10 protein-coding genes and 1 tRNA gene are annotated in these 12,881 nt (G+C 59.6%); all 11 read right to left on the bottom strand.

Annotated features, from left to right (window positions below; genetic code table 11):
• Positions 1–98: 98 nt before the first annotated feature.
• Positions 99–470: a 30S ribosomal protein S12 gene (gene rpsL / locus BN1188_RS10760; RefSeq protein ID WP_003186084.1), complete on the bottom strand. Its 372-nt coding sequence runs from the start codon at positions 468–470 to the stop codon at positions 99–101.
• A 174-nt stretch (positions 471–644) separates the two neighbouring features.
• Positions 645–4,844 carry a DNA-directed RNA polymerase subunit beta' gene (gene rpoC / locus BN1188_RS10755; protein WP_040261490.1) on the bottom strand — a complete coding sequence of 1,400 codons (4,200 nt, stop codon included), beginning with the start codon at positions 4,842–4,844 and terminating at the stop codon, positions 645–647.
• A 60-nt stretch (positions 4,845–4,904) separates the two neighbouring features.
• A complete protein-coding gene (gene rpoB, locus BN1188_RS10750) occupies positions 4,905–8,978 on the bottom strand; it encodes a DNA-directed RNA polymerase subunit beta (protein ID WP_040261489.1) in 4,074 nt (1,357 codons plus the stop codon).
• 218 nt (positions 8,979–9,196) lie between these two features.
• Entirely contained in the window at positions 9,197–9,565 is a 369-nt protein-coding gene (gene rplL, locus BN1188_RS10745) for a 50S ribosomal protein L7/L12 (protein ID WP_040261488.1), read from the bottom strand.
• 78 nt (positions 9,566–9,643) lie between these two features.
• Complete coding sequence (gene rplJ, locus BN1188_RS10740) at positions 9,644–10,144, bottom strand: 50S ribosomal protein L10 (RefSeq protein WP_040261487.1); 501 nt, start codon at positions 10,142–10,144, stop codon at positions 9,644–9,646.
• Between the two features lie 199 nt (positions 10,145–10,343).
• Positions 10,344–11,039 (bottom strand): 50S ribosomal protein L1, encoded by a 696-nt coding sequence (gene rplA, locus BN1188_RS10735; RefSeq protein WP_040261486.1) that lies wholly within the window; start codon positions 11,037–11,039, stop codon positions 10,344–10,346.
• Positions 11,039–11,470: a 50S ribosomal protein L11 gene (gene rplK, locus BN1188_RS10730; RefSeq protein WP_040261484.1), complete on the bottom strand. Its 432-nt coding sequence runs from the start codon at positions 11,468–11,470 to the stop codon at positions 11,039–11,041. Before rplK ends, rplA begins: the two co-directional genes overlap by 1 nt.
• Before the next feature lie 115 nt (positions 11,471–11,585).
• Positions 11,586–12,119 (bottom strand): transcription termination/antitermination protein NusG, encoded by a 534-nt coding sequence (gene nusG, locus BN1188_RS10725; RefSeq protein ID WP_040261483.1) that lies wholly within the window; start codon positions 12,117–12,119, stop codon positions 11,586–11,588.
• 9 nt (positions 12,120–12,128) lie between these two features.
• Positions 12,129–12,497 carry a preprotein translocase subunit SecE gene (gene secE / locus BN1188_RS10720; RefSeq protein WP_040261482.1) on the bottom strand — a complete coding sequence of 123 codons (369 nt, stop codon included), beginning with the start codon at positions 12,495–12,497 and terminating at the stop codon, positions 12,129–12,131.
• A 44-nt stretch (positions 12,498–12,541) separates the two neighbouring features.
• Positions 12,542–12,617, bottom strand: a tRNA-Trp gene (locus tag BN1188_RS10715).
• Positions 12,618–12,672: 55 nt separating this feature from the next.
• On the bottom strand, positions 12,673–12,881 hold a 209-nt coding region (locus BN1188_RS10710), incomplete at its 5' end, for an EF-Tu C-terminal domain-related protein (RefSeq protein WP_040261481.1).

Below are 12,881 nucleotides of genomic sequence, written 5' to 3'. Positions count from 1 at the left end.
TAAGCCCTCAAACGGTCTTCAGGTTAGCCCGGGACAGTGCCCGACCTTACTCTTATCGACTCAATAAAATGTTGACTGCAAAGTGCGGAACGCGATCCTTACTTCGGACGCTTGGTACCGTACTTGGAACGACCCTGGTTACGACCCTTGACACCCGAGGTATCCAGCGAGCCGCGAACGGTGTGGTAACGCACACCTGGCAAGTCCTTTACACGACCGCCACGGATCAGCACGACGCTGTGCTCTTGCAGGTTGTGGCCTTCACCACCGATGTACGAGGAAACCTCGAAACCGTTGGTCAGGCGTACACGGCAGACTTTACGCAGTGCCGAGTTTGGTTTTTTCGGCGTGGTGGTGTACACGCGGGTGCACACACCACGACGCTGCGGGCAGTTCTGCAGCGCAGGCACGTCGGATTTCTCGACGATACGCTTGCGCGGCTGACGTACCAGCTGGTTGATCGTTGCCATCTTTTAGCTCCACTGATGTCTTTCGACGCTATTGCCCTACTTGAAAAGCAAATGGCAGGGCAAAAGCCCCGCCATAATTAGGGGTACGAGAGTCTAAAGATCCCTCGCCCCTCAGTCAAGGCGAAGCGCGCCCTCCCCCACGGTAGCCCGGGGAGAGGGAGGCGCCTGGCCTTGTCAGTTACCGCTGGAGTTCAGGGCTTCCGTCAGAGCGGCTTCCACTTCACTCGCGCTTACGCGCAGCGGCTTGTCCGCATCACGGCGACGCTTGCGCTCGCTGTGGTACGCCAGACCGGTACCAGCCGGAATCAGGCGACCCACCACGACGTTTTCCTTCAAGCCGCGCAGGTAGTCGCGCTTGCCGGTAACCGCCGCCTCGGTGAGTACCCGGGTAGTCTCCTGGAACGATGCCGCCGAGATGAACGACTCGGTCGACAGCGATGCCTTGGTGATACCCAGCAGTACCCGCGAGTACTTGGAGATGAACTTGTCCTCGGACGCCAGACGCTCGTTTTCGCCGAGTACCTGGGTGAGTTCCATCTGATCGCCCTTGATGAAGCTCGAGTCACCGGATTCGGCGATCTCTACCTTACGCAGCATCTGACGCAGGATGGTCTCGATGTGCTTGTCGTTGATCTTCACACCCTGCAGGCGGTACACGTCCTGGATTTCGTTGACGATGTACTTGGCCAGCGCGCTTACACCCAGCAAGCGCAGGATGTCATGCGGGTCGCTCGGACCGTCGGAGATCACTTCGCCGCGGTTGACCTGTTCGCCTTCGAAGACGTTCAGGTGGCGCCACTTCGGAATCAGCTCCTCGTACGGATCGCTGCCGTCGTTTGGCGTGATCACCAGGCGACGCTTGCCCTTGGTTTCCTTGCCGAAAGCGATGGTGCCGCTGACTTCCGCCAGGATCGACGCTTCCTTCGGGCGACGCGCTTCGAACAGGTCGGCCACGCGCGGCAGACCACCGGTGATGTCACGAGTCTTGGAAGTTTCCTGAGGAATACGGGCGATAACATCACCCACACCCACCTGGACACCGTCCGCCACACCCACCAGGGCGTTAGCGGGGAGGAAGTACTGTGCTGGCACGTCGGTACCTGGCAGCAGCAGATCCTTGCCATCGGCGCCGACCATCTTCACGGCCGGACGGATTTCCTTGCCAGCGGCTGGGCGGTCCTTCACATCGAGGACTTCGATGTTGGTCAGGCCGGTCAGTTCGTCGGTCTGGCGCTTGATGGTGATGCCTTCTTCCATGCCCACGAAGGTCACGGTACCTTTCATCTCGGTCACGATCGGGTGGGTGTGCGGGTCCCACTTGGCGACGATGGCGCCAGCGTCGACCTTGTCCCCTTCCTTCACCGAGATCACCGCACCGTACGGCAGCTTGTAACGCTCGCGCTCACGGCCAAACTCGTCGGCAATGGCCAGCTCGCCGGAGCGGGAGACCGCTACCAGGTTGCCGTCCGCGCGCTCCACGTGCTTGAGGTTGTGCAGGCGCACCATGCCGCCGTTCTTCACTTGGACGCTGTCCGCAGCGGAGGTCCGGCTGGCCGCACCACCGATGTGGAAGGTACGCATGGTCAGCTGGGTACCAGGCTCACCGATGGACTGGGCGGCGATAACACCGACTGCTTCACCGATGTTGACCAGATGGCCACGGGCCAGGTCGCGGCCGTAGCACTTGGAGCAGATCCCGTACCGGGTCTCGCAGCTGATCGGCGAACGCACGACCACTTCGTCGACACTGTTGAGCTCGATGAACTCGACCCACTTCTCGTCCACCAGCGTACCGGCGGGAACGATCACCTCGTCGGTGCCAGGCTTCATCACGTCCTTGGCCATGACACGGCCCAGTACGCGCTCGCCCAACGGCTCGACCACGTCACCGCCTTCGATATGCGGCGTCATGATCAGGCCCTGCTCGGTGCCGCAGTCGATCTCGGTCACCACCAGGTCCTGGGCCACATCTACCAGACGACGGGTCAGGTAACCGGAGTTCGCGGTCTTCAACGCCGTATCCGCCAGACCCTTACGAGCACCGTGGGTGGAGATGAAGTACTGAAGTACGCTCAGGCCCTCACGGAAGTTCGCGGTAATGGGCGTTTCGATGATGGAGCCGTCCGGCTTGGCCATCAGGCCACGCATACCGGCCAACTGGCGAATCTGGGCAGCCGAACCCCGGGCGCCGGAGTCCGCCATCATGTACATGGAGTTGAAGGACTCCTGCTCGACTTCCTTGCCTTCGCGGTCGATGACCTTTTCTTTCGAAAGGTTGGCCATCATCGCCTTGGATACTTCGTCGTTGGCCTTGGACCAGAGGTCGATGACCTTGTTGTACTTCTCGCCCTGGGTAACCAGGCCGGAGGCGTACTGACTTTCGATTTCCTTTACTTCGTCGGTGGCGGTACCGATGATCCGAGCTTTTTCATCCGGGATCACGAAGTCGTTCACACCGATGGAAACGCCGGAGATGGTCGAGTAGGCGAAACCGGTGTACATCAGCTGGTCAGCGAAGATCACGGTTTCCTTCAGGCCTACCACGCGATAGCAGTGGTTGATCAGCTTGGAAATCGCCTTCTTCTTCATCGGCTGGTTGACGACGTCATACGGCAGGCCGGCAGGGACCACCTGGAACAACAGGGCACGGCCGACGGTGGTATCGACGATGCGAGTGCTGGTGACACTGCCGCCGTCGCGGTCGTTCACGGTCTCGGTGATCCGGACCTTGATCTTGGCGTGCAGGGCTGCCTCGCCAGCGCGGAAGACGCGGTCGACTTCCTGCAGGTCGGCGAATACGCGGCCCTCGCCCTTGGCGTTGATGGCTTCCCGGGTCATGTAGTACAGACCGAGAACCACGTCCTGGGACGGAACGATGATCGGCTCGCCGTTGGCGGGCGACAGGATGTTGTTGGTGGACATCATCAGCGCGCGCGCTTCCAGCTGAGCCTCGAGGGTCAGCGGAACGTGCACGGCCATCTGGTCGCCGTCGAAGTCGGCGTTGTAGGCCGCGCACACCAGTGGGTGCAACTGGATCGCCTTGCCTTCGATCAACACCGGCTCGAACGCCTGGATGCCCAGACGGTGCAGGGTAGGTGCACGGTTGAGCAATACGGGGTGTTCGCGGATCACTTCGGCGAGCACGTCCCAGACCTCTGGCAGTTCGCGCTCGACCATCTTCTTGGCAGCCTTGATGGTAGTGGCCAGGCCACGCACTTCAAGCTTGCCGAAGATGAACGGCTTGAACAGCTCCAGAGCCATCTTTTTGGGCAGACCGCACTGATGCAGACGCAGGGTCGGGCCCACGGTGATCACGGAACGACCGGAGTAGTCCACGCGCTTACCGAGCAGGTTCTGACGGAAGCGACCTTGCTTACCTTTGATCATGTCGGCAAGCGACTTGAGCGGACGCTTGTTCGAGCCGGTGATGGCACGACCGCGACGGCCGTTGTCGAGCAGAGCATCGACCGCTTCCTGCAGCATGCGCTTCTCGTTACGCACGATGATATCGGGCGCGGACAGATCCAGCAGACGCTTCAGGCGGTTGTTACGGTTGATGACGCGGCGATACAGGTCGTTCAGGTCCGAGGTCGCGAAACGGCCACCGTCCAGCGGGACGAGCGGGCGTAGGTCTGGCGGCAGTACCGGCAGAACGGTCAGGACCATCCACTCCGGCAGGTTGCCGGAGCCCTGGAAGGCTTCCATCAGCTTCAGGCGCTTGGACAGCTTCTTGATCTTGGTTTCGGAGTTGGTCTGCGGAATCTCTTCGCGCAGGCGGCCAATCTCGTGCTCCAGGTCAATGGCGTGCAACAGCTCGCGCACGGCTTCGGCGCCCATGCGAGCGTCGAAGTCGTCACCGAACTCTTCAAGGGCTTCGAAGTACTGTTCGTCGTTGAGCAGCTGACCTTTTTCAAGGGTGGTCATGCCCGGATCGATCACCACGTAGCTCTCGAAGTAGAGCACGCGCTCGATGTCACGCAGGGTCATGTCCATCAGCAGGCCGATACGGGACGGCAGCGACTTCAGGAACCAGATATGGGCAACTGGGGAGGCCAGTTCGATGTGCGCCATGCGCTCACGACGAACCTTGGCCAAGGCGACTTCAACGCCGCACTTCTCACAGATGACGCCGCGGTGCTTGAGGCGCTTGTACTTGCCGCACAGGCACTCGTAGTCCTTCACCGGGCCAAAGATCTTGGCGCAGAAAAGACCGTCACGCTCAGGCTTGAACGTACGGTAGTTGATGGTTTCGGGCTTCTTGACTTCACCGAACGACCACGAACGGATCATTTCAGGCGAGGCAAGGCCAATACGGATGGCGTCGAACTCTTCGACTTGACCCTGGTTTTTCAGCAGATTCAACAGGTCTTTCAAGGCCTTTTCCTCCTGGCGGAGCTGGAAGCGGGGCTACCCCGCTCCCATTCACGTCGCGTGTTATTCGGTTTCCAGATCGATATCGATACCGAGCGAACGAATCTCTTTGATCAACACGTTGAAGGACTCGGGCATGCCCGGCTCCATACGGTGATCGCCGTCCACGATGTTCTTGTACATCTTGGTCCGGCCGTTCACGTCGTCCGACTTCACGGTGAGCATTTCCTGCAGGGTGTATGCCGCGCCGTACGCTTCCAGCGCCCACACCTCCATCTCCCCGAAACGCTGGCCACCGAACTGAGCCTTACCACCCAGCGGCTGCTGGGTAACCAGGCTGTAGGAACCGGTGGAACGCGCGTGCATCTTGTCGTCCACCAGGTGGTTCAGCTTCAGCATGTACATATAGCCGACAGTGACCGGACGCTCGAACTTGTTACCGGTCCGCCCGTCGAACAGCTGCATCTGGCCGCTCTCTGGCATGTCCGCCAGTTTGAGCATCGACTTGATCTCGCTTTCCTTGGCACCGTCGAACACCGGGGTAGCCATGGGGACGCCCGCCTTGAGGTTCTTGGCCAGGGCCAGGACTTCCTCGTCGGACAGCTCGTCGATGTTTTCGTGGCGACCGCCGATCTCGTTGTAGATCTCATTCAGGAAGCCACGCAGTTCGGCGACCTGACGCTGCTCTTCGAGCATGCGGTTGATCTTCTCGCCCAAGCCCTTGGCCGCGAGGCCCAGGTGGGTTTCGAGGATCTGGCCCACGTTCATCCGCGATGGTACGCCGAGCGGGTTCAAGACCACGTCCACAGGGGTGCCGTTGGCGTCGTGCGGCATGTCTTCAACCGGCATGATCACCGAAACCACACCCTTGTTACCGTGACGGCCGGCCATCTTGTCGCCCGGCTGGATGCGACGACGGATAGCCAGGTAGACCTTGACGATCTTCAGTACGCCCGGCGCCAGGTCATCGCCCTGCTGCAGCTTGCGCTTCTTGTCCTCGAACTTGTCATCGAGCAGGCGGCGGCGGTCAACGATGTACTGCTGGGCTTTTTCCAGCTGCTCGTTGAGCGCGTCGTCAGCCATGCGCAGCTTGAACCACTGGCCGTGTTCCAGACCGTTGAGCACATCATTGGTCAGCTCGGTGCCTTTCTTCAGGCCCGCGCCACCATCCACGACCTGCCCGACCAGGGCGCTACGCAGACGCTCGAAGGTCGCGCCTTCGACGATGCGGAACTCTTCGTTGAGGTCCTTGCGAATCTGGTCCAGCTGGCTCTTCTCGATGGACAGCGCACGCGAGTCACGCTCCACGCCATCACGGGTGAAGACCTGCACGTCAATGACGGTACCCTTGGTGCCGGTTGGCACGCGCAGGGAGGTGTCCTTCACGTCGCTGGCCTTTTCACCGAAGATTGCGCGCAGCAGCTTCTCTTCCGGCGTCAGCTGGGTTTCGCCTTTCGGCGTGACCTTGCCTACCAGGATGTCGCCAGGGCCGACTTCGGCGCCGACGTACACGATACCGGCCTCGTCCAGCTTGTTCAGCGCCGCTTCACCCACGTTCGGGATGTCGGCGGTGATTTCCTCTGGGCCAAGCTTGGTATCACGGGCCACACAGGTCAGTTCCTGGATGTGGATCGTGGTGAAGCGATCTTCCTGAACCACGCGCTCGGACAGGCAGATGGAGTCTTCGAAGTTGAAGCCGTTCCACGCCATGAACGCAATGCGCATGTTCTGACCCAGCGCCAGTTCACCCATGTCGGTGGACGGGCCGTCGGCCATGATGTCACCGCGCGCGACCACGTCACCCTTGTTCACCAGTGGGCGCTGGTTGATGCAGGTGTTCTGGTTGGAGCGGGTGTACTTGGTCAGGTTGTAGATATCCACGCCCGCTTCGCCGGTTTCCACCTCGTCGTCGGCGACACGCACAACGATGCGGCTGGCATCCACGGAGTCGATCACGCCGCCGCGGCGCGCAACCACGCATACGCCGGAGTCACGCGCTACGTTGCGCTCCATGCCGGTACCGACCAGGGGCTTGTCCGAACGCAGGGTAGGCACTGCCTGACGCTGCATGTTCGAACCCATGAGGGCGCGGTTGGCGTCGTCGTGCTCGAGGAACGGAATCAACGAGGCCGCGACCGAAACAACCTGCTTGGGCGAGACGTCCATCAGGGTAACGTCTTCAGGCGCCTTGACGGTGAATTCGTTCAGGTGACGCACGGCCACCAGCTCGTCGATCAGCTGGTTTTTCTCGTTCATGGCCGCCGAAGCCTGGGCGATCACGTGATCGGCCTCTTCGATGGCGGACAGGAAGACGATCTCGTCGGTGACCACGCCATCCTTCACAACGCGGTATGGGCTTTCCAGGAAGCCATACTGATTGGTGCGGGCGTAAGCGGCCAGGGAGTTGATCAGACCGATGTTCGGACCTTCCGGGGTTTCGATCGGGCACACGCGGCCATAGTGGGTCGGGTGTACGTCACGCACTTCGAAGCCGGCGCGTTCGCGGGTCAGGCCGCCTGGGCCGAGCGCAGAGACACGGCGTTTGTGAGTGATCTCGGACAGCGGGTTGTTCTGGTCCATGAACTGGGAGAGCTGGCTGGAGCCGAAGAACTCTTTCACCGCCGCGGCCACAGGCTTGGCGTTGATCAGGTCCTGAGGCATCAGGCCCTCGCTTTCGGCCATGGACAGGCGTTCCTTGACAGCACGCTCTACCCGTACCAGACCTACGCGGAACTGGTTCTCGGCCATCTCGCCAACGCAGCGCACGCGACGGTTGCCCAAGTGGTCGATGTCGTCGACGATGCCCTTGCCGTTACGGATGTCCACCAGGGTCTTGAGCACGGCGACGATGTCGTCCTTGCTCAGTACGCCGGAACCCTCGATCTCGGTGCGGCCGATACGACGGTTGAACTTCATCCGGCCAACGGCGGAGAGGTCGTAGCGCTCGGCACTGAAGAACAGGTTGTTGAACAGGGTTTCGGCGGCGTCCTTGGTCGGCGGCTCGCCTGGGCGCATCATCCGATAGATTTCGACCAGAGCTTCCAGCTGGTTGCTGGTGGAATCGATCTTCAGGGTATCGGAGATGAACGGACCGCAGTCGATGTCGTTGGTGTACAACGTTTCGATGCGAACGACCTGGGCCTTGGCGATCTTCACCAGAACTTCGGTAGTCAATTCGGTGTTGCATTCGGCGATGATTTCGCCAGTCGCCGGGTGCACGATGGCCTTGGCAGTGGTACGGCCAATCATGTAGTCCAGCGGAACTTCCAGTTCCTTCACACCAGCCTTTTCCAGCTGGTTGATGTGACGCGCGGTGATCCGGCGACCCTGTTCGACAATGACCTTGCCGTCGTTGTCGGTGATGTCCATGGACGCGATTTCACCACGCAGGCGCTGAGGCACCAGTTCCAGGCTCAGCTTCTCGCCTTTGACGTGGAAAATGTTGGTGGTGTAGAAGGCGTCCAGGACTTCCTCGGTGGTGTAGCCGAGGGCGCGCAGCAATACCGAGGCCGGTAGCTTGCGACGGCGGTCGATACGTACGAACACGCAGTCCTTGGGGTCGAACTCGAAGTCCAGCCAGGAGCCGCGGTAAGGAATGATGCGCGCCGAGTACAGCAGCTTGCCCGAGCTATGGGTCTTGCCGCGGTCGTGGTCGAAGAATACGCCAGGCGAACGATGCAGCTGGGAAACGATCACACGCTCGGTACCGTTGATGACGAAGGTACCGTTTTCAGTCATCAGGGGAATTTCACCCATGTAGACTTCTTGCTCTTTGATGTCTTTGATCGCTTTGTTCGACGATTCCTTGTCGAAGATGATCAGGCGCACCTTGACCCGCAGCGGAACCGCGAAGGTCACGCCACGCAGCACGCACTCCTTCACGTCGAAGGCGGGCTCGCCCAGGCGATAACCAACGTACTCCAGGGCAGCGTTGCCGGAGTAGCTGATGATCGGGAATACCGATTTGAAGGCCGCATGCAGACCGACGTCGCGGAACTGGTCCTTGGTCACTCCCGCCTGCAGGAATTCACGATAAGAATCCAGCTGGATGGCCAGGAGGTAAGGCACATCCATGACGTCCGGCAACTTGCTAAAGTCCTTGCGGATACGTTTTTTCTCAGTGTATGAGTAAGCCATCAGCGTTCCCCAGCTTGGTCACCTGCTTGTTTGGCCTCTCCCGGCGGGAGTAGCCAGAAAATCTTGCGAGCCCCATGGCTCGCGTCACCCCATCGGGGTGGATACAGCGTGTTACAGGCCTTGAAGCCAACGACCAGTAACGGAAAAAGGCCGGTGGCATAAGCCACCAGCCATCAGCCGTCTGCTTGACGCTCGGGCCGCGGAGGCAAAGTCGATGCTTACTTGAGCTCGACTTTGGCGCCTGCTTCTTCCAGTGCTTTCTTGGCAGCTTCGGCTTCTTCTTTCGAAACGCCTTCCTTGACCACGCCTGGAGCGCCGTCAACGACAGCCTTGGCTTCTTTCAGGCCCAGACCGGTCAGTTCACGAACAGCCTTGATCACGTTTACTTTCTTCTCGCCAGCTTCGGCCAGAACGATGGTGAACTCGGTTTGCTCTTCAACGGCAGCGGCAGCTGGGCCAGCAGCAGCAACGGTAGCAGCAGCGGCGGTAACGCCGAACTTCTCTTCCATTGCCTTGATCAGTTCAACGACTTGCATGACCGACATTTCGGCAACGGCGTTGATGATATCTTCTTGAGACAGAGCCATGACTCTAATTCCTGTATTGGGGGACAGCCTTCGCGGCCATCAAGATAAACAAATTAAACGGAAAGAGCGTACGAGGCCTTAGGCCGCGTTTGCTTCCTTCTGGTCGCGAATAGCCGCCAGGGTACGAGCCAGCTTGCTGGTAGCGCCTTGGATCACGCTCATCAGCTGCGAAATGGCTTCGTCGCGGGTCGGCAGAGTTGCCAGTACGTCGATCTGATTGGCTGCGAGGAACTTGCCCTCGAACGCAGCTGCCTTGATCTCGAACTTGTCCTGACCCTTCGAGAACTCCTTGAACAGACGAGCGGCAGCGCCCGGATGTTCGTTGGAGAACGCGATCAGGGTCGGGCCTTTGAACGCGTCGTTGAGGACACTGAAATCAGTACCTTCAACAGCGCGGCGCAGCAGGGTGTTACGTACGACACGCACGTATACGCCAGCTTCGCGGGCCTCTTTACGGAGTCCGGTCATTGCGCCTACAGTCACGCCACGGGCATCAGCCACGACAGCGGACAGAGCAGCTTTGGCAGCCTCGTTGACTTCAGCGACGATGGCCTTCTTGTCTTCGAGTTTAATTGCCACGGGTTTACTCCTGGTTTTTACCGTTTCATCCGGCCGGAGCTGGATGTCGTTTTGGTGTCTGATTCGGTAACGAATCGGGAGCACCATCTGCGTAGGCTTTTGGTTTAAGGCTTGCGCCGCCTACGGTCTTGGATAGCCCCCGCCAGGCAGGGACCCCAATCTTGCAAGGACGCCCCGTTCAGAGGCGCCCAGTTGTGTCTCAAGCGTTCAGCGAGCTCTGGTCGATCACCAGGCCTGGGCCCATGGTGGTGCTCAGGGTAACGCGCTTCACGTAGATACCTTTCGAGGAAGCAGGCTTGATACGCTTGAGGTCAGCGATCAGCGCTTCAACGTTTTCCTTCAGCTTGCCGGCTTCGAAGCCAACCTTGCCAACGGAGGTATGGATGATGCCGTTCTTGTCGGTGCGGTAGCGAACCTGACCAGCCTTGGCGTTCTTGACCGCGCCAGCTACGTCAGGGGTAACGGTACCGACTTTCGGGTTAGGCATCAGGCCGCGAGGACCGAGCACCTGACCCAGCTGACCCACAACGCGCATGGCATCGGGAGAGGCGATGACCACGTCGTAGTTCAGGTCGCCGCCTTTCATTTCGGCGGCCAGGTCGTCCATGCCTACGCGGTCGGCGCCGGCAGCCAGAGCGGCTTCCGCGGCAGGACCCTGGGTGAACACGGCCACGCGAACGGTTTTACCGGTGCCGTGAGGCAGAACGGTAGCGCTACGTACGACCTGGTCGGATTTACGCGGGTCAACGCCCAGGTTCACGGCCACATCGAAGGACTCGCTGAACTTGACGGTGGACAGCTCGGCCAACAGGTTGGCGGCTTCTTCGAAGCTGTAGGCCTTGCCTGCTTCGATCTTGGAGGCGATAGCCTTTTGACGCTTGGTTTGCTTAGCCATTACACACCCTCCACGTTCAGGCCCATGCTGCGAGCGGAGCCGGCGATGGTGCGCACGGCTGCTTCGAGGCTGGCAGCGGTCAGATCAGCGTTCTTGGCCTTGGCGATGTCCTCGAGCTGAGCGCGAGTCACGGTGCCGACCTTGACGGTGTTCGGACGAGCCGAACCACTGGTCAGGCCTGCTGCTTTCTTCAGCAGAACCGAAGCAGGGGTGCTCTTGGTTTCGAAAGTGAAGCTGCGGTCGCTGTAGACAGTGATGATCACAGGCGTCGGCAGGCCTGGCTCCATACCCTGGGTACGGGCGTTGAAGGCCTTGCAGAATTCCATGATGTTCACGCCGTGCTGACCCAGAGCTGGACCTACGGGTGGGCTCGGGTTGGCCTGGGCGGCCTTTACTTGCAGCTTGATATAAGCCGTGATTTTCTTAGCCATGAGCTACTCCAATTTTGGGTTCAGACGCCTTTCGGCTCCCCATTTGCTTGCGTTTTATCCCGGTGACGACAAAACCCCGCAGCTTACGCCTGCGGGGTATGGGATCCGTCTCCAGTCAGACCTTTTCGACCTGGCTGAACTCTAGCTCCACCGGAGTGGAACGACCGAAAATGAGAACGGCGACTTGCAACCGGCTCTTCTCGTAGTTGACTTCTTCGACCGAGCCATTGAAATCAGCGAATGGCCCATCGATGACACGCACGACCTCACCTGGCTCGAACAAGGTTTTCGGCTTCGGCTTGTCGCTACCATCCGCGACACGGCGCAGAATGGCTTCAGCTTCCTTATCAGTGATGGGAGCGGGTTTGTCGGCGGTACCGCCAATGAAGCCCATGACGCGCGGGGTATCCTTGACAAGGTGCCAGGTCCCTTCGCTCATTTCCATCTGAACCAGAACGTAGCCAGGGAAGAACTTGCGCTCACTTTTGCGCTTCTGGCCATTCCGCATTTCCACCACTTCTTCGGTGGGAACGAGGATTTCGCCAAACTGCTCTTCCATGCCTGCGAGCTTGACGCGCTCGATCAACGAACGCATGACATGCTTCTCGTAACCCGAGTAAGCATGCACAACGTACCAACGCTTAGCCACGGGACACCCTTAGCCTACAATCAAGGAAACAAGCCAGCCCAGGAGGGAATCGAGCCCCCACAGCAGCAAGGCCATAACCAAAACGACAGCCACGACGATCATCGTGGTCTGCGCAGTCTCTTGGCGGGTAGGCCAAACGACCTTACGGATTTCGGTGCGAGCTTCCTTCGCCAGGACGAAAAAGGACTTGCCCTTGGCGGTTTGAAGCGCGACATACGCGGCAACGGCAGCGAGTACAAGCAGTGCCAGCACGCGATACAGGACGGGAGCCGCCGAGTAATACTGATTACCAACAACCCCCACGACAACCAACGCAACTACGACCAACCACTTGAGGAGATCGAAACGGGTGTCAGAGGCTTCGGCCTTCGGCATCATCTGGGGAAATCCTGTGAAAAGAAAGCCAGCCACCGAAGTGAATCTGGCAGGTCAGGAGGGAATCGAACCCCCAACCTACGGTTTTGGAGACCGTCGCTCTGCCAATTGAGCTACTGACCTAAAACTGAATCAGGCCGACCATTATGTCGGCCTGATGGAGAGATTACAAGCTTTTTTACTCGATGATTTTGGCTACAACGCCAGCACCAACGGTACGACCACCTTCACGGATTGCGAAACGCAGGCCGTCTTCCATCGCGATGGTCTTGATCAGGGTAACTTCCATCTGGATGTTATCGCCTGGCATTACCATTTCAACGCCTTCCGGCAGTTCGCACGAACCGGTCACGTCGGTGGTACGGAAGTAGAACTGAGGACGGTAGC

It is taken from the genome of Pseudomonas massiliensis (assembly GCF_000826105.1).
GTDB classification, from domain to species: Bacteria; Pseudomonadota; Gammaproteobacteria; order Pseudomonadales; family Pseudomonadaceae; genus Aquipseudomonas; species Aquipseudomonas massiliensis.
This window is presented reverse-complemented; position numbering and strand designations above follow the sequence as displayed.

Excerpts from the sequence above, each read along its gene's own strand:
- rplK (WP_040261484.1), bottom strand. The coding sequence starts at position 11,470 with ATGGCTAAGAAAATCACGGCTTATATCAAGCTGCAAGTAAAGGCCGCC.
- rplA (WP_040261486.1), bottom strand. The coding sequence starts at position 11,039 with ATGGCTAAGCAAACCAAGCGTCAAAAGGCTATCGCCTCCAAGATCGAA.
- rplL (WP_040261488.1), bottom strand. The coding sequence starts at position 9,565 with ATGGCTCTGTCTCAAGAAGATATCATCAACGCCGTTGCCGAAATGTCG.
- secE (WP_040261482.1), bottom strand. The coding sequence starts at position 12,497 with ATGATGCCGAAGGCCGAAGCCTCTGACACCCGTTTCGATCTCCTCAAG.
- rpoB (WP_040261489.1), bottom strand. The coding sequence starts at position 8,978 with ATGGCTTACTCATACACTGAGAAAAAACGTATCCGCAAGGACTTTAGC.
- rpsL (WP_003186084.1), bottom strand. The coding sequence starts at position 470 with ATGGCAACGATCAACCAGCTGGTACGTCAGCCGCGCAAGCGTATCGTC.